The organism is Streptomyces sp. NPDC029836 (assembly GCF_055574495.1).
The window spans coordinates 1050089-1072679 of sequence record NZ_JBVHZI010000002.1 but is presented as its reverse complement, the minus strand read 5'-3'; the positions used below and the strand labels follow the sequence as shown (position 1 = coordinate 1072679).

Here is a 22591-nt window from a genome sequence, read left to right as displayed (position 1 = left end):
TGTGGCGAAGGGCTGACGCATGGACCTGATCCCCGCACCCCGGAACGCGGTTCCCGACGGGGACGGACGGAGGTACGCCTTCGGCCCCCGGCCGGCCCTCGTCGTCGGACCCGGCGCCGAGGGCGTCGCGCGGTGGCTGCGGCGCGAACTCGGGGCGGCCACCGGGTGGGAGCTGCCGGACGCCGACCCCGGCGCGCGGGGCGACGTACGCCTGACCGTGGACCCGCAGCGCGCGGGCGGGGCCGGACCGGAGGCGTACCGGCTGGACATCGGGGCGGACGGCGTCGAGCTGACCGGAGCCTCGGCCGCCGGCCTGTTCTGGGGCGCGCAGACGCTGCGTCAGCTGCTCGGGCCCGACGCGTACCGCCGGGCGCCGCTGCCCGACCGGACCTGGAGCCTGCCGTACGCCGCGATCGACGACGCCCCGCGCTTCGGCTGGCGCGGGATGATGCTGGACATCGCCCGGCACTTCCTCCCCAAGGACGGGGTGCTGCGCTACATCGACCTGCTCGTCGCGCACAAGCTCAACGTGCTGCACCTGCACCTGACGGACGACCAGGGCTGGCGCGTCGAGATCAAGCGCCGGCCGAAGCTCACGGAGACCGGCGCCTGGCGCTCCCGCAGCCGTCTGGGGCACCGGGCCTCACCGCTGTGGAACGAGACGCCCCACGGCGGCTTCCTCAGCCAGGACGACATCCGCGAGATCGTCGCCTACGCCGCCGAACGGCACGTGCGGGTGGTGCCCGAGATCGACCTGCCCGGCCACTCCCAGGCCGCCATCGCCGCCTACCCGGAGCTCGGGAACGCCGACGTGGTGGACACCGCCGCGCTGGAGGTGTGGGACGACTGGGGCATCTCGGAGAACGTGCTCGCGCCGACCGAGGCCGTACTGCGGTTCTACGAAGGCGTCTTCGAGGAGCTGCTGGAGCTGTTCCCGGCCCAGGTGTCCCCGTTCGTCCACGTGGGCGGCGACGAGTGCCCCAAGGTCCAGTGGAAGGCCTCCCCGGCGGCGCAGGCGCGGATCGCGGAGCTCGGCGTGGACGGGGAGGACGGCCTCCAGTCCTGGTTCATCCGGCACTTCGACCGCTGGCTCGCCGCGCGCGGCCGGCGCCTCGTCGGCTGGGACGAGATCCTGGAAGGCGGCGCCGGCGCCGACCCGCGGGCCGCCGGGTCCGGCGAGGGGCTGAGCGCCGTGGGCCTGGGCAAGGGCGCCGTCGTGTCGTCCTGGCGGGGCTACGCGGGCGGCGTGGCCGCCGCCGAGGCCGGGCACGACGTGGTGATGTGCCCGGAGCAGCAGGTGTACCTGGACCACCGTCAGGCCGGCGGTCCGGACGAGCCGATGCCCATCGGGTACGTGCGTTCCCTGGCGGACGTGTACCGCTTCGAGCCGGTGCCGCCGAAGCTGTCGCCGGAGGCCGCCGCGCACGTGCTGGGCGCGCAGGCCAACGTGTGGAGCGAGGTGATGGAAAATCAGAGCCGCGTCGACTACCAGGTGTTCCCGAGGCTGGCGGCCTTCGCCGAGGTGGTGTGGTCGACGCTGCCCGAACCGGAATCCCGGGACCACGTCGGGTTCGAGGCGCGGATGGTGGCCCACTACGCGCGGCTCGACGCGCTCGGCGTGGACTACCGGCCTCCGGGCGGCCCACTGCCGTGGCAGCGCCGGCCGGGGGTGCTCGGCCGGCCGATCGAGGGGGAGCCTCCGATCGTGTGACCCGGGCGGGTGCCGGCGCCACGACGGCCGACGGCCGGAAGCGGAACTCTTCGGAAACCTTTGGAACTCTCTCCCGAATAAGGCTGATACGGGGAAAAACGGGCGCCCGGGCGCGTGGTCGTACGGCCACCCGCCCGGGCGCCCTCGCGGTGGTCGGGCCGGCGTCGCGGTGCGCGGTCGGGTTCGGGTCGTGCGGCACCCGGGAGACCCTCGCGCCGGGTGCTCCGGAAGATGTGCCAGAGTTGCCACCTCCCGGCGGTGAGGACGTACCGTACGGCGGACAGGCGTGAGCGCCGGGACCGGGACATCGGGAAGGGGCAGCTGGGTTGACCACGCACGCACCGCACGCATCGCATGCGGCTCAGGAGCCGCAACCTCCGCATGCGGACCGGGCGTCGCAGTCCGTGACGCTGCCGACCTCGCTCGACGAGGCCGTGGCGGCACTCACCGCCATGCCCGCGGCCGTACCCGTGGCCGGTGGCACCGACCTCATGGCCGCCGTCAACGCCGGCCTGCTGCGGCCCGCCGCGCTGGTGGGCCTCGGCCGCATCAACGAGATCCGCGGCTGGCAGTACCAGGACGGACACGCGCTGCTCGGCGCCGGCCTGACGCACGCCCGCATGGGCCGCCCCGACTTCGCCGCCCTGATCCCGGCGCTCGCCGCGGCCGCCCGCGCCGCCGGCCCGCCGCAGATCCGCAACGCGGGCACCCTCGGCGGGAACATCGCCACGGCCGCCCCGACCGGTGACGCCCTCCCGGTGCTGGCCGCGCTGGAAGCGATGCTGATCATCGTCGGACCCGGCGGATCGCAGCGCGAGATCCCCGTCTCCCACCTGCTGGCCGGCCGCGAGATGCTCCGGCCCGGCGAACTGATCGGCTTCGTACGGGTGCCCCTGCTGCACGCGCCGCAGGTGTTCCTGAAGGCCACCGGGCGCACCGGACCGGGACGGGCCCTGGCCTCCGTCGGGCTCGTGCTCGACCCCGCGCGCCGGGGCGTGCGCTGCGCCGTCGGCGCGGTCGCCCCGATGCCGCTGCGGCCGCTGGAGGCCGAGCGGTGGGTGGCCTCGCTGATCGACTGGGACGGGGAACGGACCCTGGCCCCCGAGGCGCTGGAGGCCTTCGGCGAGTACGTCGCGGCCGCCTGTGTGCCCGACCAGGGGGAACCGGTGTCCTCCGGAGTACTGCATCTGCGGCGGACGGTGGCCGTGCTGGCGCGCAGGGCCCTGGGGAGGGCACTGACCTCATGAGTGAGAACGAGAACGTGAGCGGATCGACCGGGAACGCGGGCAACTCGGACAACAGGGGCAACCCGGGCGGCACCGACTGGGGTTGGGAGCCGGTGCCGCACGGCGGCGAGTTCGACTCCGAGGCCACCGCCTTCGTGAAGCTGCCGCAACACATGCTGGACGCGCTCGACAGCGGCGAGCCCCTCGCCGCGCCCGGACACGGGTACGTGCCGCCGCCGATGATCGTGCCCCTCGGCTCGGCCAGCGCCGACCCGACGGCCACGGGCACCTGGACGATGCCGTTCCAGTGGCCGGAGGCCGGGGCGGGCAACGGGGGCGGGTCGGGCGCCGACGCGGCCCCCGACCGCGGACCGATCCCCGCGTCGATCCCGCTGCCGCCCTCCGTGGCCGCCGCCTACGGCGACACCGGCCCGACGGAGCCCGGACACGACCCGGACCCCTCCGCGACGGCCGAGTGGCAGTTCCCCGACGCGGCGCAGCAGTCCGACGGGTCCGTGAGCACCGGGCAGTGGACGCTGCCGACGGGCGGCGCGGGAGCGCCGGAACTTTCCGGCGGGAACGGGGAGTTCTCGCCGTATGCGGAGTTCTCGGAGTTCTCGGACTACTCCAACCCTTCGGACGCTTCGGGCTCTTCCGACTTCTCGGACTTCTCGGCCTTCGGGGACGCTCCGGACCCAGCGGGTTCCGCCGGCGCGAAGGGCTACGCGGGTAGGGACGGTTACGCGAGCGCGGACGGCTACCGGGGAACCGGCGAGTTCCCGGCCGCCGGGCAGGACGGATACCCGGCGGAATACCGGGGCGGGTACGCCGGGGGCTACCAGGACGACGGTCGGACGGACACGTTCGGCGGCGCCGCCCCCTGGGCGGGCGCGGACGGCGGGGACCCGGACCCCGCCGGGGCGCTGGCCGGCGGGATGCTGACCGCCGGGGTGTTGCCCGGTTCGGTCGGGGCCGGCGAGGACGGCGACCGGCGGGCCGATGGGACCGGGGCGGGAGCCGCCGGGCGTGGCCCGAGGGTGTTGGGCGGCCCCGGTGTGGGCACCCCGCTTCCGGAGCCGCTGCCCGAGCCCGGCCCGCAGCCGGAGCCCCTGCTGCACGCCGGCCCCGACATCGACGCCGACCACGGCCCGGCGCGGACGCCGGTCGAGGAGGAGCGGCCCCGTCCGGTGGACGCCGGGGCCACGGGCCCCGGGGACACCCACGGACACGGATTCGCGGCCGTGCCGCCCACACCGGCCGAAGCGGGGGACCCGCCCGCGCCGGGTGAGGACACCCCCGACAGCGACCAGGCACCCCCGGCCGGGGACGGCGCCGAGCGGTTCCCGGTGCAGGGGGCGACGTACGAGGAGGAGCCGAGCCCGGCGGTCGCGCAGCACGAGCACCCGGCGGCCTCCTACGTCCTGCGCGTCAACGGCGCCGATCGGCCCGTCACCGGCGCCTGGATCGGCGAGTCCCTGCTCTACGTGCTGCGCGAGCGCCTCGGCCTGGCGGGCGCCAAGGACGGCTGCTCGCAGGGTGAGTGCGGGGCCTGCGCGGTGCAGGTCGACGGCCGGCTCGTCGCCTCCTGCCTGGTGCCGGCCGCGACGGCCGCCGGGAGCGAGGTCCGCACCGTGGAGGGGCTGGCCACGGACGGGGAACTGTCGGACGTGCAGCAGGCGTTGTGCAGGTCGGGCGCGGTGCAGTGCGGGTTCTGCGTTCCGGGCATGGCCATGACGATCCACGACCTGCTGGAGGGCAACCACGCCCCCAGCGACCTGGAGACCCGGCAGGCGCTGTGCGGCAACCTGTGCCGCTGCTCCGGCTACAAGGGCGTCATCGAGGCGGTCCGCGAGGTCGTCGCGGAGCGCGGGGCGCCGGGTACGGGCGCGGGTACGACGGACGACGAGGCGCAGGCGAGCGGTGCGGCGGCGGCCGGTGCCGCCGACGGTGCCGCCGGCGCGGGCGGTGAGCCGCGGATTCCGCACCAGGCGCTGCCCGGTGAGGGCGGGGTCCAGGGGGATCCCGGTCATCCCGGTCATCCCGGTCATCCCGGTCATCCCGGTCACTCCGGTCTTCCCGGAGGCGCGGGCGACCCGGGCGACCACGGCGACTTCGGGAACCCCGGCCGTCCCGGGAACCTCGGCAACCCCGGCAACCCCGGGTTCCAGCACAACGGAGGCATGGCGTGAGCGGGCACGACGGCGCCACGGCGACGACCACGGCCGCGACGACGGCCACCACCTCCGTCACGACGGTCACCGCCGCCGGGGACGGCGACCAGCCGCGCACCCCGCGCGGAATCGGCGCCTCCGTCCCGTCGGCGGACGCCCGGCCCAAGACCGAGGGCACCTTCCCGTACGCCGCCGACCTGTGGGCCGAGGGGCTCCTGTGGGCCGCCGTGCTGCGCTCCCCGCACGCCCACGCCCGGATCCTGTCCGTCGACACCTCGGCCGCCGCCGAGATGCCCGGCGTGCGCGCCGTCATCACCCACCTCGACGTCCCCGGCGCGGGCACGCACGGCCGCCGCATCGCCGACCGGCCCGTGTTCGCCCACGACGTGGTGCGCCACCACGGCGAGCCCATCGCCGCCGTCGCCGCCGACCACCCCGACACGGCCCGCCTCGCGGCCGCCGCCATCGCGGTCGAGTACGAGCTCCTCGACCCCGTCACCGACCCCGAGCAGTCCTTCGGCGCCGCCCCGCTCCACCCGGACGGCAACCTGATCCGACACATCCCGCTGCGCTACGGCGACCCCGAGGCGACCGGCGAGATCGTCGTCGAGGGCCTGTACCGGATCGGCCGCCAGGATCCCGCGCCCATCGGCGCGGAGGCCGGCCTCGCGGTGCCGCGGCCCGACGGGGGCGTGGAGATCTACACCGCCTCCACCGACCCGCACACCGACCGCGACCTCGCCGCCGCCTGCTTCGGGCTGGAGCCGGACCGGGTGCGGGTCGTCGTCACGGGCGTGCCCGGAGCGACGTCCGACCGCGAGGACCCCGCCTTCCAGCTCCCGCTGGGCCTGCTCGCCCTGCGCACCGGTTGCCCGGTGAAACTGGCCGCCACCCGCGAGGAGTCCTTCCTCGGCCACGCCCACCGCCACCCGACGCTGCTGCGCTACCGCCACCACGCGGACGCCGAGGGCCGGCTGGTCAAGGTCGAGGCGCAGATCCTGATGGACGCCGGCGCCTACGCCGACGCCTCCTCCGAGTCGCTGGCCGCGGCCGTGGCGTTCGCCTGCGGCCCGTACGTCGTCCCGCACGCCTTCGTCGAGGGCTGGGCGGTCCGTACGAACAACCCGCCCTCGGGCCACGTGCGCGGTGAGGGCGCGATGCAGGTCTGCGCCGCGTACGAGGGCCAGATGGACAAGCTGGCCGCCGCGCTCGGCATCGACGGCGCCGAACTGCGCATGCGCAACGTCATGGCGACCGGCGACATCCTGCCCACCGGCCAGACCGTGACCTGCCCGGCGCCCGTGGCGGAACTGCTGAGTTCCGTACGGGACTACCCGCTGCCCTCCCTCCCCAAGGACACCCCGGAGGAGGAGTGGCTGCTGCCGGGCGGCCCCGAGGGCGCGGGCGAGCCCGGGGCGGTGCGGCGCGGGGTCGGGTACGGCCTCGGCATGGTCCACATGCTCGGCGCCGAGGGCGCCGACGAGGTCTCGACGGCCACGGTGAAGGTGGTCGGCGGCACCGCCACCGTCATCTGCGCGGCCGTCGACACCGGGCAGGGCTTCGCGACGCTGGCCCGCCAGATCGTCCAGGAGGTGCTCGGCGTCGACGAGGTGGCGATGGCCCCCGTCGACACCGACCAGCCGCCGGCCGGCCCGTCGGCGCACGGCCGCCACACGTGGGTGTCGGGCGGCGCGGTGGAACGCGCGGCGAAGATGGTCCGCACCCAGCTGCTGCAACCCATGGCGCACAAGCTCGGCATGTCGACCGAGCTGCTCCAGATCGCGGACGGCCGGATCACGTCGTACGACGGCGCGTTCTCGATGTCCGTACCGGAGGCGATAGAGGGCAAGGAGCTCTGGGCGACCGCCCAGTGCCGCCCGCATCCGACGGAGCCGCTGGACGCGGACGGGCAGGGCGACGCGTTCGTCGGCCTCGCGTTCTGTGCGATCCGCGCGGTCGTCGACGTGGACATCGAGCTCGGCTCGGTCCGGGTCGTGGAACTGGCCGTGGCCCAGGACGTCGGCTGCGTCCTCAACCCGCGCCAGCTGGAAGCCCGGATCGAAGCGGGCGTCACCCAGGGCGTGGGCGCGGCCCTGACGGAGAACCTCCGCTCGGTCGCCGGCCTCGTACGCCACCCCGACCTGACCGGCTACGCCCTGCCGACGTCGCTGGACGCGCCGACGGTGCGCATCGTCAAGCTGGTCGAGGAACGCGACGTGGTGGCCCCGTTCGGCGCGAAGGCGGCGAGCGCGGTCCCGGTGGTGACCACGCCGGCGGCGATCGCCTCGGCGGTCCGGGCGGCGACGGGCCGGCCGGTGAACCGGATCCCGATCCGGCCGTCGGCGGCGGTGGCGGCGCCGGTGACCACGACCAACTCCTGATCCGGCGCGCCGCGTTGCGGTGCCGACCCGGGCCAGAGTGCTCACCTTGAGTGCGCGAACGTGCGCGGGGTGTGACGGGAGGCCGGTGTGGCGGCGGTGTCGGGGTTATCCGGGGGTGTGGCCGGCGCGGGCGTGGCCGCGGGCGTGGCCGACGCGCTGACGCGGCAGGCCGGGGCCCTGGAGGTCGAGTACGCGTCGATGACCGGCTACAAGAAGCTGGTGGACGCCCTCCTGGCGAAGCTCGACGGCTCCGCGGCCGACGACGGCGCACTCGCCCACGGCGCCCTCCCGACGGGCACGCTGGGCACGGGCTTCGCGGAGGCCGACGCCCTCCTCCGCGCGTACGGGGCCGTCCACGGCGAACTCCGCGGCCTCTCCCGCGGCCTGGCGGCGCAGATCGAGGCCTTGGGCATCGCGATCCTCACGGCGGGCAAGGGCTACGGGGACGTGGACGAGGACACGCGTCGGCGGATGCGGGCGATCGTCGGGCAGGCGAAGCGGGACTACGTCCCGGACCGCGATCCGCGGGCCCGTGAGGAGGCGGCGCGGGCGGCGCGGGCCGAGCGGGCCGAGCAGGCCGCCGCCGAGGAGGCCGGGCGGGCCGGGGCGAGCACGGCCGGGGGCGGCCTCTGATGGCCACGGACTTCGAGGGCCGGACCCACGCGCAACTCCTGGCCATGATCGCCACCCTGGACCCCGAGACGGTCACGGCGCGTGCCGCGCACCTGTCGAACGCGGCGGCGGCGATCGAGGAGATCGGCGAAAGCCTCAAGAGGCACCGGGTCGGGGGCTGGGAGGGCGAAGCCGCCCACGCCTTCCAGGACTGGGTGAGCCGCACCGGCAACGCCACGCTCCGGCTGTCCGCATACAGCGCCGAGGCCGGCAAGTGGCTGACGGAAGCCGCCCAAACGATGGTCGAGGTCCGCGCGAACACCCCGCCGTACGACACCGCCGCCGCGGCCGACCTCCGCTCGGCCCGCGACCACCACAACGACCCCGACGCCCATGAGGCGGCCCGCACGGCCCACACCAAACTCACCGCCGACCACGACCGGGCGGTCCAACAACTCACGAAGCTGGCCCAGTCGTACGAGACCGCGACGACGCAACTCCAGCGAGCCGAAATCCCGACGTTCCCACCGCCCCCGGGGGTTTTCGAGCCGGCGCCCGCCTCGGGTGATGCTCTGCGAAGCCGGGTACGGGATGTCCCGGATGGCGGTGCCGGTCTGCGTGCCCATGACGTGACCTCGGCTCCAGGGGGCACCCTTACCGAGGCTGAAGTCGGATGGGAGCACAGGCAGCAGTCTTCAGGCGACCCCACCCTTCCGCCGGCGATGCGGCACCTTTCTGCGCCCGTTATGCCGGACCGAGATGTGGAGTTGTCTCTCGACCGCGCCACGATGCTGTCGGAGCGGACGCCGACCCCAACCTTCAGCGGGCCGGGAGGAATCGGAACCATGAGTCCTGGCACCGGGGGGAGCATCGCATCGCATCAGCCCATCCCGGTCGTCCCGCTTCCACCCAACGTCGTCGCATCCAGTTCTGCCGGTGGTCCACTGCCTGCCACGCGTGCTCCGGCCGGTACTGGCTCCGTAGCCAACGTCGTCGGCGGCAGATCAACCCCACCTCACGGCACGAATGCGGGAATTCGGCATGGCACGGTGATCGGTGCTGAAGGTGCGCCCGCAGTGAGTCGCGGCATGGGTGGCGGCTTCGGTGGTGCGCCGCCCGGTGGCCCGGGAGCAGCGACCGGTCGGCGGCCGGTGATGGAGTCGGGCGGTGTCGTAGGAGGACGGCAGTCGGCGACAGGGAACCAGCCCTTCACCCAGGGTGGCTCAGGCCTCGTGCGCAACGGGATGGGGCCTGGCGGAGTTGGTGGGGTGATGGGTCCTGCCGGTGGGGGGTTCCAGACGTCGGGAGGCCGACGTGATGGGCAGAGGGGCAGTCGCCCCGACTATCTGGTCGAGGACGTCGAGGCCTGGCAGGGCAACCGTCGCGTTGTTCCTCCGGTGATCGACTGAGTGGAACGGACCTTGCACGGGATGCGCACGCGGAATGCGATCGCGGCTTTGGTAGGTCTTCTGCTGGCTGGGGTCGCAACGACTCCTGCCCATGCGCAGACGATCCGAGAACAGCAATGGCACCTCGATGTCATGAAAGCCGATGAGATCTGGAAGCTCAGTACGGGCAAGGGGGTCACCGTCGCCGTCATCGACACAGGCGTCGGAAGAATTCCGGAACTCGACGGGAGAGTTCTTCCGGGCAAGGATTTCGCCGCTGGACACAAGGGCTACCGGGGTGGCGAGCGTGACGATCAGGAGAAGCACGGCACCACCATGGCCGCAGTGATTGCCGGTTCCGGAAAGCATCCAAGCGGCGATGGTGCCTTCGGTCTAGCCCCTGGCGCGGAGATCCTACCGATCAGAGTGCCGCACGAATTCAACGAGACGAGGCCGATTTGGACAGCTGCGATTCGGTACGCGGCTGACTCCCAAGCCAAGGTCATCAACATTTCCATGGGCACGGCCAAGGATGATCCCGGCCGGACCGAGGCCGTGAAATACGCCCTTTCCAAGGGGAAGTTGATCTTTGCCAGTGTCGGCAACGACGGGGACACCACGAACGAGATCCGCTACCCGGCCGCCACGCCCGGTGTGGTGGGGGTGGCGGCCGTGGACGCGGAAGGTGCGGCGACCAAGGAATCGCAGCATGGTCGACAGGTCGATTTGTCGGCCCCCGGCACGGAGATCGTCACGGGCTGCGCCAAGGAGACCGGGCTCTGCACCAGCCACGGCACCAGCGACGCCTCCGCGCTCGCCTCCGCCTCCGCCGCGCTGGTCTGGGCCGCGCACCCCGGATGGACCAACCACCAGGTGCTCCGCGTCCTGCTGAACACCGCCGGGAAGCCCGTGGACGGCGTCGAGCGGAACGACTACGTCGGCTACGGCGTCGTGCGACCCCGGGTCGCGGTGCCCGCGCCCGGGGACCCCGGGCCGGCGGACGTGTACCCGCTGCCCGACCTGGCCGCAGCCGAGGCCAGGGGCGCGACCGTGACCGCGTCCGCGACCACCCCGGCGGCCGGCAAGGCGTCGCGCGCCGCCGCATCCGTACCCCGAACCGGCGGCGACACCGGCGGCGGACCCCCCTGGCTCGCGCTCGGGATCGGGGCCTGCCTCCTCATCGGCGGGGCCGTCGCGGCCGTCGTCGTACGCCGTACCCACCACCGCTGATCAGAGCCGGACCCGACCCAGGAGTTCACGCGATGTCGTTCGACGAGGAATGGTCCGCCGCCCGTGCCACGGCCGCGACCAACGTCTCCCTCCGGCTCAACCAGGCGTCGCCGCCCGGCGGCGCGGACCTGGCGCTCGACCAGGACCACATCGGCGCCGTCGGCTCCGAGGCGCACCGCCTCCACGCGCGACTCCAGGCCGACGGCAAGCACGCCGCCACCGCGACCGCCGAAGCGGCCGGCGCGCTGACGCGCGAGGGCTTCGCGAGCGGCGCGGCCCTGAGCAAGGTGAGTACGCGCTGGGAGAGCCAGGTGAAGACCCTCGTCGCCGCGTGCGCCCAGATCTCCAACGGCCTGAACTACTCGCTCTCCTCGCACGGCAAGGACGAGCAACAGCTCTACGCCGCCTTCACCACGTCCAAGATCGACGAGTACCTCAAGTAGGCGCGCCCGTGTTGACGTACGAGAACGTGCTGAACGCGCCGCTGGACCAGCTCCGGACGGCCGCCGGCGACTGGCGGGCGATGGCGGCCAAGCTCGACGAGCTGGCCGAGGTCGCCCGCAACGGCATAAAGGCGAAGTCCGACAGGGCCGAGTGGAGCGGGGTAACGGCCGGCGTGGCCCGACCGTTCGTCGCGAAGACCGCCAAGGAGTTCGAGGACGCCGCCAAGGAGGCCAAGGGCGTCCACCTGGTCCTCGCCGACGCCCACACCACCTTCAAGCTCGCCCGCGACCAGCTGAGGAAGATCGCCGAGGATGCTCCGGCCGCCGGGTTCCGGATCGACGCGGGCGGCCGGGTCCTCGTCCTGCCGCTCCCGACGGAGGCGGACCGCAACGCGGCCCGGCACGACCCCGACTTCCAGGAGTTGCTCCGTACGAACCGGCAACTGTGGCAGCAGCGGGTCGACCGGGCGGTCGAGGACGCGCAGGACGCGGACGATTCGCTGGTCCGCGCGCTGCGGGCCAACGTCGCGGAGGACCACAACTTCAGCGGTCCGAAGTTCACGACCCTGGACGCGGAACAGTCCGCCCGCGCCGCCGGCCTGATGAGGACGGTCACCGGCGAAGGCGGAACGGGCCGCAACGTCGCGGCGCTGCGCGAACTGGAGGACCTGCTCGACGACAACCGGACGGATCCCGAGTTCGCGACGTCCTTTTACCGCTCGGTCGGCCCCGAGGACACGTTGGAGATGTACGCGAGGATGTCGCTGGACGCGACGGGCCTGGGCCCCACGGGCCGGGACCGCCAGCTGATGGTCGCGAACATCCAGAGCGACATGGGCGCCATGCTCGGTCTGGCCACGCACAAGGACGTCCCGCACCACCTGGACGCCGCCTGGACACGGCAGCTGATGCGGGCCGGCCACAAGGAACTGGACGTCACCGGCGTCGCCGGGCTCAACGCGCGCGTCTTCGGCTACCAGGCGCTGGGCTCGCTGCTGCGGGAGGGGAAGTACGACAAGGAGTTCCTGGTGTCGGTCGGACGCGACATGGTCGCGATGGACCGCAAGGACCCCAAGGGGTGGGAGTACGGGGCTCCGTACGACATGGGCATGGCGCTCAACCACGGCACGGAGGGCGGCAAGGGCTTCTACCCGCTCACGGGGCTGATGGAGGCCCTCGGCAACAACCCCGAGGCGGCCACGGCCTTCTTCAACGAGCCCGTCCGCGAGGACAGCAACCGCGACGGCATCGTCACGACGGCGGACAGGGTGGTCACGGGCCAGCACGGCAAGGCGCAGGGCATGGTCGACTACATGCTCGACAAGCCTCCGGGCGCGGACGGTTTCGACATCACACGGACCGGCGGCCTGCACGCGGGACAGCAGGCGGTGGGCGACGCGCTCATGGCCGCCGTCTCCCACCGGACCCCGGGCGACGACGACTCCCCGCCGGTCCCGCACACCAAGGAGATGGCGGCCGTCATGGAACGGATCGTCGAGAAGATCGGCGACAAGCCGGAACTGGTGGCGGCCGACCCGGGCAAGCCGGACGGCCCGTTGAAGGGCCTGTCCGGCCACTTCGGGCAGATGGCGGCGGAGTACATGCCGGACATCCAGGCGTCGGCGGAGAACGGCAGCCGGATGATCAAGGCGAACGGAGAGATGGCGGAGTTCGACAAGTCGGCCATGGCGAGCTTCGTCGGCGCCGTGGGCCAGGACCCGGACGCCTACGGTGCGATGACCAACGCGCAGCGGGCGTTCACGACGACCTTGGTGCACGACGTGATCGTCCACCGGAGCGAGTACGAGGAACTCGACGCGGGGATCAAGAGCGCGGTCCACCCGGGCGGCCAGATCGCGGGCATCCTCTCCCAGGCCCGTGCCGAGGGCGTCTTCGCGGAGAGCGCGCACCAGCAGGAGGAGTACGTGCAGGGCGTGGAGAACAACGCGAAGTGGATCGAACGCGGCATTGACGCGGCGGGCGGCAAGTACTTGGAGATGGTGCCGCTGGCGGGGGATGTCGTGACGTGGCTCCATGAAGACGCCAGGGAGAGCGTGGTCGAGCGGGCCAAGGAGGACTATGCGGTGCAGAAGGACGCAGCCGATGGCAAGGCAGTGATTGATTACGGAAATGCGCAAGTAGAGGCTGGCAAGTCAGCTGCTCATTCGGTCCGCAAAGCTGTTGAGGGCACTGACATGAATCAACGGAGCATTGACGCACTGGCCGGAGTCGCGTCGACGGAGACGGCAAACGCCCATGCGGTGGGCCGTGGCCATGTTGCGACATCGACCGGGAGTTCCTGATGTCCGCTACCCGAAGTCTTTCGGTAGTCGTCGCGGCGGTGGCTTCTACGGCGCTTCTGGCAGGATGCACGAGCGAAGAGAGCCATCAGGTGCCGCGCATGTCCGCACGCGCGTGCTTCGGAGTGTTCGACCCGTCAGACCTGGAGTCCTTGTTGGGTGACGGTGATGCGGTGGAAGCTGAGTCACCTCGGGCCATGCTCCTTACTCAGGAGCGACCCAAAGCAATGTGCACCGTCAAGGTGGACGACCGGGATCGCGTACACGTGACTGCCGAACGGCAACCCCTGGGCCGAACGTTCTTCTGGCCCCTGACCGAGCAGAAGCCCGACCCCCTCCCCCTCGGCGACAAGGGGATCGTCTGGGACACCGGAGCCCGGGTCGCCCTCACCTGTGACGGGCCCACCGATGGCTTCGAGCTGGAGCTCGGGATCAGTGGGTCCGTGGAGCACATGGAGCCGGGGACCTCGCGGGCGCTGTTCGCCCGGCTGATGGCGAAGTATCTGGCGGCCGCCCGGGAACAGACCCGGTGCGGGCAGTAGGGGCGACGGACCCCCGGACGTGCTGAAGGCCGTCCAGGGGACCTCCCGCCTCTGGACGGCCTTCGCAGAAGCCGTGACCGGAATCGAACCGGCGTAACTCGCTTTGCAGGCGAGTCCCTCAACCACTCGGGCACACGGCTGTGGGGTGTTGCTTGGTGTTGCGTGGTGTTGCTTGGTGCTGGTCATGACCGTACGGGGAGGTCTCGCCGGTCGGAAGGCCGATCGGGGGGACGCAATACGACTGCCACGCCCCGTTCATGGTCCTAGGTCGACGGGCCGAGTCGGGATGGGACTATTTGACAGGGGCGCTCGCGGGCTACGCACCTTACTCTGGGGCGATGAGCGCTCTTGAACCCCGCGTGCCGAGCGGGCCCGACACCACCGTGCCCGTGCAGCCGCAGCAGTCGCCGCGGCCGTCGCCCGGCGGGATCCTTGAGCCGGCGTACCGGGCGCTCAGCATCGGGATCATCTCGGTGATCTTCCTGATCGCGTTCGAGGCCACCGCCGTGGGGACGGCCATGCCCGTCGCCGCGCGGGAGCTGGACGGGATCGCGTTGTACGCGTTCGCGTTCTCCGCCTACTTCACCACGAGCCTGTTCGCCATGGTCCTGTCCGGGCAGTGGTCCGACCGGCAGGGTCCGCTGCGGCCGCTCACCGTCGGCATCGGGGCCTTCGCCGCCGGGCTGGTGTGTTCCGGGACGGCCGGGGCCATGTGGTTGTTCGTCCTCGGGCGGGCCGTGCAGGGCTTCGGGGGCGGGCTGGTCATCGTCGCCCTCTACGTGGTGGTCAGCCGGGCGTACGAGGAGCGGCTGCGGCCCGCGATCATGGCCGCGTTCGCGGCGAGCTGGGTGGTGCCGTCGATCGTCGGCCCGCTGGCCGCCGGGACGGTCACCGAGCACCTCGGCTGGCGGTGGGTGTTCCTCGGGATACCGGCGCTCGTCGTCGTTCCGCTCGCCATAGCGCTGCCCGCGATCCGGCGCACCGCCTCCGGGCCCGTCGACACGGGCGGGGCCCCCGCCGCCTTCGACGGGCGACGGATCCGGCTCGCCCTCGGGATCTCCGCCGGCGCGGCCCTGCTCCAGTACGCCGCCCAGGACCTGCGGTGGCTGTCGCTGCTCCCCGGGGTCGTCGGCGCGGCCCTGCTGGTGCCCGCCGTACTGGGGCTGCTGCCGCGGGGTACGTACCTGGCGCGGCGCGGGTTGCCGTCCGTCGTGCTGTTGCGCGGGGTGGCGGCGGGGTCGTTCATCGCCGCCGAGAGCTTCGTGCCGCTGATGCTGGTCACCCAGCGGGGCCTGAGCCCGACGATGGCCGGCTTCTCGCTCGCGCTGGGCGGGGTGACCTGGGCGACCGGGTCGTGGGTGCAGTCCAAGGGCCGGACGGCGCCCTACCGGGAGCGGCTGATGGTGCTCGGCATGGTGCTGGTGGCCTTCGCCATCGCGGCGGCCCCGGCGGTGCTCGTGGAGTCCGTGCCGGTGTGGACCCTGGCCCTCGCCTGGGCCGTGGGCTGCCTCGGCATGGGGCTGGTGATCGGCTCGACGAGCGTGCTGCTGCTGAAGCTGTCCCCGCCGCAGGAGGCGGGCACGAACTCCGCCGCGCTGCAGATCTCCGACGCCCTCGCGAACGTGGTCCTGCTGGCGGCCGGCGGCGCCGCGTTCGCCGCGCTCGGCGGCGGAGCGGTGGGAGCGGGGCACGCCGTAGCGGAGGGCGGCGCGTCGCATCCGACCGCTTTCGTGGTGGTCTTCCTCCCGATGGCGGCCGTCGCGCTGGTGGGGGCCTGGGTCGCGACCCGGCTGGACCCCGCGACCCCGGCCGGAAAGGGAGAGGCCGTGCGCGGAGCCACCGCCTAGCTCGTCCGAGTACCCGCGTACCCCGCCCGTCCGGAAGCTGGCGGCGGCCGGCGGCGGCCGTCGCCAGCCGTCGACAGCCGCCGCCGGCGCCGCGCCCGGTGTCCCGTGTGACCCTCGCCGCACCCGCCGAGGTCACGGGCCTGTCCCTCCGCGAGGGGTGCGCGCGGGCCGGTAAGGTGGCCCGGTTGTCCTACGTACGACCGCGGATGACCCGCGTTACGACCGCGACCCGCGACCGAGACGAACCGGAGACCGTGACTACTACCGCCTCCCACCACCTCTCACCCGCCTTCCCCGGCCGCGCGCCGTGGGGTACCGCCAGCAAGCTGCGTGCCTGGCAGGAGGGTGCTCTGAACCGGTACCTGGAGAAGCAACCGCGGGACTTCCTCGCGGTGGCGACCCCCGGCGCCGGCAAGACGACGTTCGCGCTCACCCTGGCCTCCTGGCTGCTGCACCACCACGTGGTGCAGCAGGTGACCGTGGTCGCCCCGACCGAACACCTGAAGAAGCAGTGGGCCGAAGCCGCCGCGCGGATAGGGATCCGACTGGACCCCGAGTACTCGGCCGGCCCGCTGAGCAAGGACTACCACGGCATCGCGGTGACGTACGCGGGCGTCGGCGTGCGCCCGATGCTGCACCGCAACCGCTGCGAGCAGCGCAAGACCCTCGTCATCCTCGACGAGATCCACCACGCGGGCGACTCCAAGTCCTGGGGCGAGGCCTGCCTCGAGGCCTTCGACCCGGCGACCCGCCGGCTGGCCCTGACCGGAACGCCCTTCCGGTCCGACACCAACCCGATCCCGTTCGTCACGTACGAGGAGGGCAACGACGGCATCCGCCGCTCCTCGGCCGACTACACCTACGGCTACGGCAACGCCCTCGGCGACGGCGTCGTCCGCCCCGTGATCTTCCTGTCCTACAGCGGCAACATGCGCTGGCGGACGAAGGCGGGCGACGAGATCGCCGCCCGGCTCGGCGAACCCATGACCAAGGACGCGATCTCCCAGGCCTGGCGCACCGCGCTCGACGCGCGCGGCGACTGGATGCCGAACGTGCTGCGCGCCGCCGACCAGCGGCTCACCGAGGTCCGCAAGGGCATCCCCGACGCCGGTGGCCTGGTCATCGCCTCCGACCAGGACTCGGCGCGCGCCTACGCCAAGCTGATCCGTGAGATCACCGGGCGGAAGGCGACCCTGGTGCTCTCCGACGACACCGGCGCCTCGAAGAACATCGACACCTTCAGCGAGAACGACGACCGTTGGATGGTCGCGGTCCGCATGGTGTCCGAGGGCGTCGACGTCCCGCGCCTGGCGGTCGGCGTGTACGCGACGACGATCTCGACGCCGCTGTTCTTCGCGCAGGCCGTCGGCCGCTTCGTGCGATCGCGCAGGCGCGGCGAGACCGCGTCCGTGTTCCTTCCGACGATCCCCTACCTCCTCGGCTTCGCCAACGAGATGGAGGTCGAGCGCGACCACGTCCTCGACAAGCCGAAGAAGCAGGGCGAGGAGGACCCGTACGCCGAGTCCGAGAAGGAGATGGACGAGGCGAACAAGCTGGAGGACGAGGACCTCGCCGAGGACGAGCAGATGTCCTTCGAGGCGCTGGAGTCCGACGCCGTCTTCGACCGGGTCCTCTACGACGGCGCCGAGTTCGGCATGCAGGCCCACCCCGGTAGCGAGGAGGAGCAGGACTACCTCGGCATCCCCGGGTTGCTGGAGCCGGACCAGGTGCAGATGCTGCTCCAGAAGCGGCAGTCGCGGCAGATCGCGCACAGCCGACGCAAGCCGGACGCGGAGGCGGACCTGCTGGAACTTCCCGCCGACCGGCGGCCGGTGGTTTCCCACAAGGAGCTGCTGGAGCTGCGCAAGTCGCTGAACACGATGGTGGGCGCGTACGTCCACCAGAGCGGCAAGCCGCACGGGGTGATCCACACGGAGCTGCGCCGCGTGTGCGGTGGGCCGCCGAGCGCGGAGGCGACGGCGGGGCAGCTGCGGGAGCGGATCAAGAAGGTTCAGGAGTGGGCCACGCGGATGCGGTAGCGCCCGCCGCCGCCGTGGAGGACGGATGCGGAAACGGGGTCCGTGCGCGGCTGCGCACGGACCCCGTTCTCGTGGTGCCCTACCGCTTACGCGTTGGTGCGGCGACGACGGCCGGTGCCGGCGACCAGGGCAGCGCCCATGGCGAGCGCGATGCCGGCGCCACCGATGGCCCAGGTGGTGGCCGCGTCGGAACCGGTCTCGGCGAGCTCACCGGCGGTGGTGGTGCCACCGTTGTTGGTGGTGCCGCCGTTGTTGCTGTTGTCGACGATCGGCGTGGTGGAGGTGCCACCGTTCGGCTTGGTGCCGGTGTTGCCGCCACCGTTGTTGTTGCCGCCACCGTTGCCGGCGGAGACGATCTTCGACTCGACCACGACGGGCTCGGACCAGACGCCGTCGTCGTCGTTGCTGCTGCCGCCCGCGATGACGGCGATGTCGCCCTTGGGGGCACCGGTGCCGAACTTCATGCGGACTTCGAGCTTGAGCTTGCCGACCGGGATCTGCAGGTCGTCGGCCAGCAGCGCGACGGGGAGGCCGGCGTCGTCGATGATCTCGACCGAGTGCCAGGTGCCGTTCCAGAAGACCTGGACCTGGACGTCCTTGCCCTTGAGCTTGCCGTGCTCGTCGGCGATGCCGAGGACGAGCACGTAGCTGTCCTGCGCCTTGTTCTTCGAGTTGTCGACGGCGACGGAGAACTTCGTCCAGGTGCCGACCTTGAAGGTGGCCGGGACGTCCTTGAGCTCCAGGACGGGACCGGTCGCGACGAGGTCCTCGTCGCCCAGCTCCAGCTCGTCCTCGTCGGCGACCGGCTTGGTCTCCGGGGTCTTGGTGTCCGGGGTCTTGGCGTCCGGCGTCGCCGGGGCGACCGGGACGACCGGGGCCGGGGCGACGGGCGGGGCGACCGGCGCGACGGCGGCCGGGGTCTCGGCCGGGGCCTCGACGGCCGGCTTCTCGGCCGGGGCCTCGACGGCGGGCTTCGCCTCCGGGGCGGGGGTCTCGGCGGCCGGAGCCTCGGGGGCCTCGGCGGCCGGGGCCGCGTCCGGCGTGGTGACGGCGGTCGGCTGGGCCTCGTCGGCCATCGCCGGCGTCGCCATCAGAACGGTCGGACCCACGACGGCGGCGGCGGCCACGACGGCCATGCGCTTCAAGTTCACTTTTACTTCTCTCCCCTGTGTGAGCTCAGGGCCGTAACGGCCTGCCCACCCCCAGCAACTTTTGAACATGATCAGAGTAATGGGCGTGTAAAGCGATTTTCGGCGGATGATCATTACGAATTGATACACGCGCGCGGGACAATCCCCGCAAAACGGCGGCATGCGCCCGGATTCTGGACGAGGCCTTCCGCTGAGCGGACCCGCTCGCTACTGTCCCCGCATCGAACGCCCCGTGGCAGCGCCGCCGCGGGAGCGCAGCCGGTGCCATGGCCGCTACCGGCGGCCTCTCCGTGCGTCGCCGAGGGACCGGCGGCGCTCCACCCCGTGAGAGTCACCGCCGCCCACCGAAAGAGGGAGAGGCGTCGTGACCGCGGAAACCTCCCAGACTCTCGACCGGGGACTCAGGGTCCTCAAGCTGCTCGCCGACACCGACCACGGTCTGACTGTCACCGAGCTCTCCAACCGACTCGGTGTGAACCGCACGGTCGTCTACCGCCTGCTCGCCACCCTCGAACAGCACGCCCTGGTCCGTCGTGACCTCGGTGGCCGCGCCCGTGTCGGGCTCGGCGTGCTGCGTTTGGGACGCCAGGTCCACCCCTTGGTACGGGAGGCGGCTCTGCCCGCCCTCAGGTCGCTCGCCGAGGACATCGGGGCCACCGCGCACCTGACCCTCGTCGACGGCACCGAGGCGCTGGCCGTGGCCGTCGTCGAGCCGACCTGGACCGACTACCACGTCGCCTACCGGGCCGGCTTCCGCCACCCGCTGGACCGGGGCGCGGCCGGACGGGCCATCCTGGCGGCCCGTCAGGGGGCGCTCATCGAGCCCGGATACACCCTCACCCACGGCGAGTTGGAGGCGGGCGCCAGCGGCGCCGCCGCCCCGCTGGTCGGCATCACCGGACTGGAGGGCAGCGTGGGCGTCGTCATGCTGGCCGACGCCGTGCCGGAGCGGGTCGGGCCCCGGGTCGTCGACGCGGCACGCGAGGTCGCCGACGCCCTGCGCTGACCCGTGGCGACAGCCGCCGATCCCGGCCCGGCCCCGCGCCCGGCCGGGTTTCCGTACGCCGGGCCGCGATACGGCGTACGGCTCTGCGCTCCGCCCCACGCCCCTCCCCGGTGCCGGCTCCGCCGTGCCGGGGCCCGGGGGAGGGGCGCGGGCCGGTCGGGTCGGTAGATTGACCGGGTGCTCTCACGCCTCACACGTCTGCCGCGTCCCGCCGCCCTGGCCGTCTGCGCCGCGCCCGTCATCGGGCTGTTCGCCGTGGCGGCCTTCGCGCCGCTGCCCTACGTGGTCGCCGTACCCGGCCCCACGGCCGACGTGCTGGGCTCCGACCAGGGCAAGCCCGTCATCTCCATCTCCGGTGTCCCGGTCCGCGACACCAAGGGCCAGCTGCGGATGACCACCATCCGGGCGACCGGCCCGTCCTCGACGATCAAGCTGCCGGAACTGCTCCGGTACTGGTTCGGGACCGGCGAGGCCGTCATGCCCCGCGAGGCGGTGTACCCGTCGGGCGGAAGCGACAAGGAGATCGAGGCGCACAACCTGGAGGAGATGACCAAGTCCCAGTCGGCCGCCGCCCAGGCCGCCCTCGGCTTCCTGCGCAAGGACCCGAAGGACGTCAAGGTCGAGCTGAACCTCGCCGACGTCGGCGGCCCGAGCGCCGGACTGATGTTCTCCCTCGGCATCGTCGACAAGCTCGACGGCGACGGCAGCGGCGCCGACCTCACGGGCGGCCGCACCGTCGCCGGTACGGGAACCATCGCCGCGGACGGGGCGGTCGGCCCGGTCGGCGGAGTGGGCCTGAAGACCCAGGCCGCCCAGCGCGACGGGGCGAGCGTGTTCCTCGTGCCGAAGGCCGAATGCTCGGACGCGCGGGCGGAGTTGCCCGACGGGCTGCGGCTGATCCCCGTTACTTCGCTGACGGACGCGGTGAGCTCGCTGCGGGCACTGAACCGGAACGAGAAGGTTCCGTCCTGCTGATCCCCGACGGGCTCCGGTCCAGGCCGCGCCAGGCCGGGAAGACCAGTGGCGTCAGGGTGGTCAGGACGTAGACGCCGCCGAACAGGAGCAGGGCCGGGACGACCCCGAAGCCGTCGACCAGTAGGCCCGCGGCGAGCCCGCCCATCGGCATGGCCAGCTCGGCGCCCGCCGTGGACACGCTGCTGACGCGGCTGCGCAGGTCCTCCGGCACCTGCTCGTACACGACGGTGCTCAGGATCGGGTTGAGCACGCCCGCGGCCAGGCCGGCCAGGGCCATGGTGACCGCGAGCGGCAGCGGGGTGTCGGTGAAGGCCGCGACGAGGTACCGGGTGCCGCCGGAGATCAGGAAGGCGACCGCGAACACCGTCCGGCGGCGGAACCTTTCGCCCCACATCCCGTACAACAGGGCTCCCAGCAGCGCGAAGCCGCCGAAGAGGGAGACCATCAGGCCTAGGGTGGTGGGCCCGCCCAGGGCCTCGTCGCCGTGGACCGGCAGCAGGACCGCGGACCAGCCCTGGTCCAGCCCGTTGGTCACCATGACCATCACCGTGACGCCCAACAGGAGCCGCGAACGGGTCAGGAAGACCCAACCCTCGACGAGTTCGGTCCGGTACGAGGCGAACGAGACCTTCCCGGTCGCCGGTTGGGGCTCGGCGGCCGGAACTCCGCGCAGGAAGACGGCGACCAGCAGCGAGGAGGCGGCGAAGGTGGCCGCGTCCACCAGCAGGACGGTTCCGGCGCCGAAGGCGGCGATCAGCAGCCCCGCCACGGCGGCGCCGATCATCCGGGCCCCGCGCGAGACGGCGTCGTAGAGGCTGGCCGCCCGGGCCAGGCTGGTACCGGCGTGCTCGGCGAGGCTGGGCAGCAGGACGTAGCGCGAGGTCAGACCCGGGGTGTGGACGAGGCCGGTGACGGCCATCAGCGCACACAGCATCCAGAACTCCAGCAGCCCCGCGTGGTGCAGCAACGGGATCGCGCCGACGGACAGCGCGCAGACCAGGTCGGAGGCGGCGGAGACCCGGCGGCGGCCGATCCGGTCGATGACGGGGCCGCCGACGAGCGCGGCCACCACGACGGGCAGGGTGGCGCAGAAGGCGACGATCCCGGCCCGGCCGGCGCTGCCCGTGGTCTGGAGCACGAACCACGGGACGCCGATCAGGGTGAGCGAACTACCGGCTATGGAGATCGTGTTGGCGGCCAGGACCGCCGTGAACGGCCGACGGCTCACGCGGTGGGCCGGTGGACGCGGGCGGGGACGTGGGCCGGCTGCATCAACCGGATCCCGGCGCTCACCAGCACCTCCCCGAGCCGGTTGCGCAGGGCGGGCAGCACGGTCGGCACGGGCGTGGTGGTGGCGGCGGCAGCGGGCGCGGGCGCGGCCTCGTGGGCGAGGTGCCAGGCGGCGGCCTCGGCGGCCAGCTCGGTGGTGCGGGCGGTGTGGTTCAGGGCGTGGTCGAAGGCGTGCACGGCAGGACTCCTTCAGGGCATGGGTGGGCGCGGGGCGGCGCGGGCAGGACCGGCGGGCCGCCTGACGGCTGCGGGGGCTGTGCGGTGGTGCGGACTACGCGG

Annotated in this window: 17 protein-coding genes and 1 tRNA gene; 14 read left to right on the top strand and 4 right to left on the bottom strand. The window is 72.8% G+C overall.

The annotated features are described in order from the left end of the window. Window positions 1-19 precede the first annotated feature (19 nt). The 10 genes from ACZ4XJ_RS10645 (at window position 20) to ACZ4XJ_RS10600 (ending at window position 14004) form a co-directional block, all read left to right on the top strand. A complete protein-coding gene (locus tag ACZ4XJ_RS10645; protein WP_468495893.1) occupies window positions 20-1711 on the top strand; it encodes a beta-N-acetylhexosaminidase in 1692 nt (563 codons plus the stop codon). A gap of 326 nt (window positions 1712-2037) precedes the next feature. Next, entirely contained in the window at window positions 2038-2958 is a 921-nt protein-coding gene (locus ACZ4XJ_RS10640) for an FAD binding domain-containing protein (protein ID WP_362880439.1), read from the top strand. Next, window positions 2955-5126 (top strand): (2Fe-2S)-binding protein, encoded by a 2172-nt coding sequence (locus ACZ4XJ_RS10635; RefSeq protein WP_468495892.1) that lies wholly within the window; start codon window positions 2955-2957, stop codon window positions 5124-5126. The genes ACZ4XJ_RS10640 and ACZ4XJ_RS10635 overlap by 4 nt, the downstream gene beginning before the upstream one ends. Before the next feature lie 110 nt (window positions 5127-5236). Further along, entirely contained in the window at window positions 5237-7489 is a 2253-nt protein-coding gene (locus tag ACZ4XJ_RS10630; protein ID WP_362880449.1) for a xanthine dehydrogenase family protein molybdopterin-binding subunit, read from the top strand. A gap of 96 nt (window positions 7490-7585) precedes the next feature. Next, window positions 7586-8122 (top strand): hypothetical protein, encoded by a 537-nt coding sequence (locus tag ACZ4XJ_RS10625; RefSeq protein WP_468495891.1) that lies wholly within the window; start codon window positions 7586-7588, stop codon window positions 8120-8122. After that, window positions 8122-9510 (top strand): hypothetical protein, encoded by a 1389-nt coding sequence (locus ACZ4XJ_RS10620; protein WP_468495890.1) that lies wholly within the window; start codon window positions 8122-8124, stop codon window positions 9508-9510. Before ACZ4XJ_RS10625 ends, ACZ4XJ_RS10620 begins: the two co-directional genes overlap by 1 nt. A gap of 21 nt (window positions 9511-9531) precedes the next feature. Further along, window positions 9532-10719 (top strand): type VII secretion-associated serine protease mycosin, encoded by a 1188-nt coding sequence (gene mycP, locus ACZ4XJ_RS10615; protein ID WP_468495889.1) that lies wholly within the window; start codon window positions 9532-9534, stop codon window positions 10717-10719. Between the two features lie 32 nt (window positions 10720-10751). Next, window positions 10752-11162 carry a hypothetical protein gene (locus ACZ4XJ_RS10610; protein ID WP_468495888.1) on the top strand — a complete coding sequence of 137 codons (411 nt, stop codon included), beginning with the start codon at window positions 10752-10754 and terminating at the stop codon, window positions 11160-11162. A gap of 8 nt (window positions 11163-11170) precedes the next feature. After that, window positions 11171-13465, top strand: a complete 2295-nt coding sequence (locus tag ACZ4XJ_RS10605; protein WP_468495887.1) for a DUF6571 family protein — start codon at window positions 11171-11173, stop codon at window positions 13463-13465. A gap of 263 nt (window positions 13466-13728) precedes the next feature. Beyond that, window positions 13729-14004: a hypothetical protein gene (locus tag ACZ4XJ_RS10600; protein ID WP_468495886.1), complete on the top strand. Its 276-nt coding sequence runs from the start codon at window positions 13729-13731 to the stop codon at window positions 14002-14004. A 68-nt stretch (window positions 14005-14072) separates the two neighbouring features. Here ACZ4XJ_RS10600 and ACZ4XJ_RS10595 read toward each other — a convergent pair. Then, window positions 14073-14144 (bottom strand) — tRNA-Cys (locus tag ACZ4XJ_RS10595). Window positions 14145-14342: 198 nt separating this feature from the next. On the opposite strand from ACZ4XJ_RS10595, the gene ACZ4XJ_RS10590 reads away from it, so the two are divergent. Next, window positions 14343-15851, top strand: a complete 1509-nt coding sequence (locus ACZ4XJ_RS10590) for an MFS transporter (protein WP_468495885.1) — start codon at window positions 14343-14345, stop codon at window positions 15849-15851. A gap of 206 nt (window positions 15852-16057) precedes the next feature. Further along, window positions 16058-17890 carry a DEAD/DEAH box helicase gene (locus tag ACZ4XJ_RS10585; protein ID WP_384001962.1) on the top strand — a complete coding sequence of 611 codons (1833 nt, stop codon included), beginning with the start codon at window positions 16058-16060 and terminating at the stop codon, window positions 17888-17890. Between the two features lie 86 nt (window positions 17891-17976). Here the strand turns inward: ACZ4XJ_RS10585 and ACZ4XJ_RS10580 are convergent, their stop codons facing one another. Continuing rightward, a complete protein-coding gene (locus ACZ4XJ_RS10580; RefSeq protein ID WP_362880423.1) occupies window positions 17977-19041 on the bottom strand; it encodes a hypothetical protein in 1065 nt (354 codons plus the stop codon). 364 nt (window positions 19042-19405) lie between these two features. On the opposite strand from ACZ4XJ_RS10580, the gene ACZ4XJ_RS10575 reads away from it, so the two are divergent. Both ACZ4XJ_RS10575 and ACZ4XJ_RS10570 read left to right on the top strand, forming a co-directional pair. Beyond that, on the top strand, window positions 19406-20047 hold the full coding sequence (locus ACZ4XJ_RS10575) for an IclR family transcriptional regulator (RefSeq protein WP_069920456.1): 642 nt from the start codon (window positions 19406-19408) through the stop codon (window positions 20045-20047). Between the two features lie 177 nt (window positions 20048-20224). Then, window positions 20225-21022: a S16 family serine protease gene (locus ACZ4XJ_RS10570; RefSeq protein WP_362880421.1), complete on the top strand. Its 798-nt coding sequence runs from the start codon at window positions 20225-20227 to the stop codon at window positions 21020-21022. On the opposite strand, the gene ACZ4XJ_RS10565 is transcribed toward ACZ4XJ_RS10570, so the two are convergent. Together ACZ4XJ_RS10565 and ACZ4XJ_RS10560 are read right to left on the bottom strand one after the other, a co-directional pair. Beyond that, entirely contained in the window at window positions 20952-22250 is a 1299-nt protein-coding gene (locus ACZ4XJ_RS10565) for an MFS transporter (RefSeq protein WP_468495884.1), read from the bottom strand. The genes ACZ4XJ_RS10570 and ACZ4XJ_RS10565 overlap by 71 nt on opposite strands. Continuing rightward, window positions 22247-22489 (bottom strand): hypothetical protein, encoded by a 243-nt coding sequence (locus ACZ4XJ_RS10560; RefSeq protein ID WP_362880418.1) that lies wholly within the window; start codon window positions 22487-22489, stop codon window positions 22247-22249. The genes ACZ4XJ_RS10565 and ACZ4XJ_RS10560 overlap by 4 nt, the downstream gene beginning before the upstream one ends. Window positions 22490-22591 lie beyond the last annotated feature (102 nt).

Bases quoted from the DNA above. Each gene is read 5' to 3' on its own strand.
- ACZ4XJ_RS10620 (WP_468495890.1), top strand. From the start codon at position 8,122: ATGGCCACGGACTTCGAGGGCCGGACCCACGCGCAACTCCTGGCCATG.
- mycP (WP_468495889.1), top strand. From the start codon at position 9,532: ATGCGCACGCGGAATGCGATCGCGGCTTTGGTAGGTCTTCTGCTGGCT.
- ACZ4XJ_RS10645 (WP_468495893.1), top strand. From the start codon at position 20: ATGGACCTGATCCCCGCACCCCGGAACGCGGTTCCCGACGGGGACGGA.
- ACZ4XJ_RS10610 (WP_468495888.1), top strand. From the start codon at position 10,752: ATGTCGTTCGACGAGGAATGGTCCGCCGCCCGTGCCACGGCCGCGACC.
- ACZ4XJ_RS10585 (WP_384001962.1), top strand. From the start codon at position 16,058: ATGACCCGCGTTACGACCGCGACCCGCGACCGAGACGAACCGGAGACC.
- ACZ4XJ_RS10635 (WP_468495892.1), top strand. From the start codon at position 2,955: ATGAGTGAGAACGAGAACGTGAGCGGATCGACCGGGAACGCGGGCAAC.
- ACZ4XJ_RS10590 (WP_468495885.1), top strand. From the start codon at position 14,343: ATGAGCGCTCTTGAACCCCGCGTGCCGAGCGGGCCCGACACCACCGTG.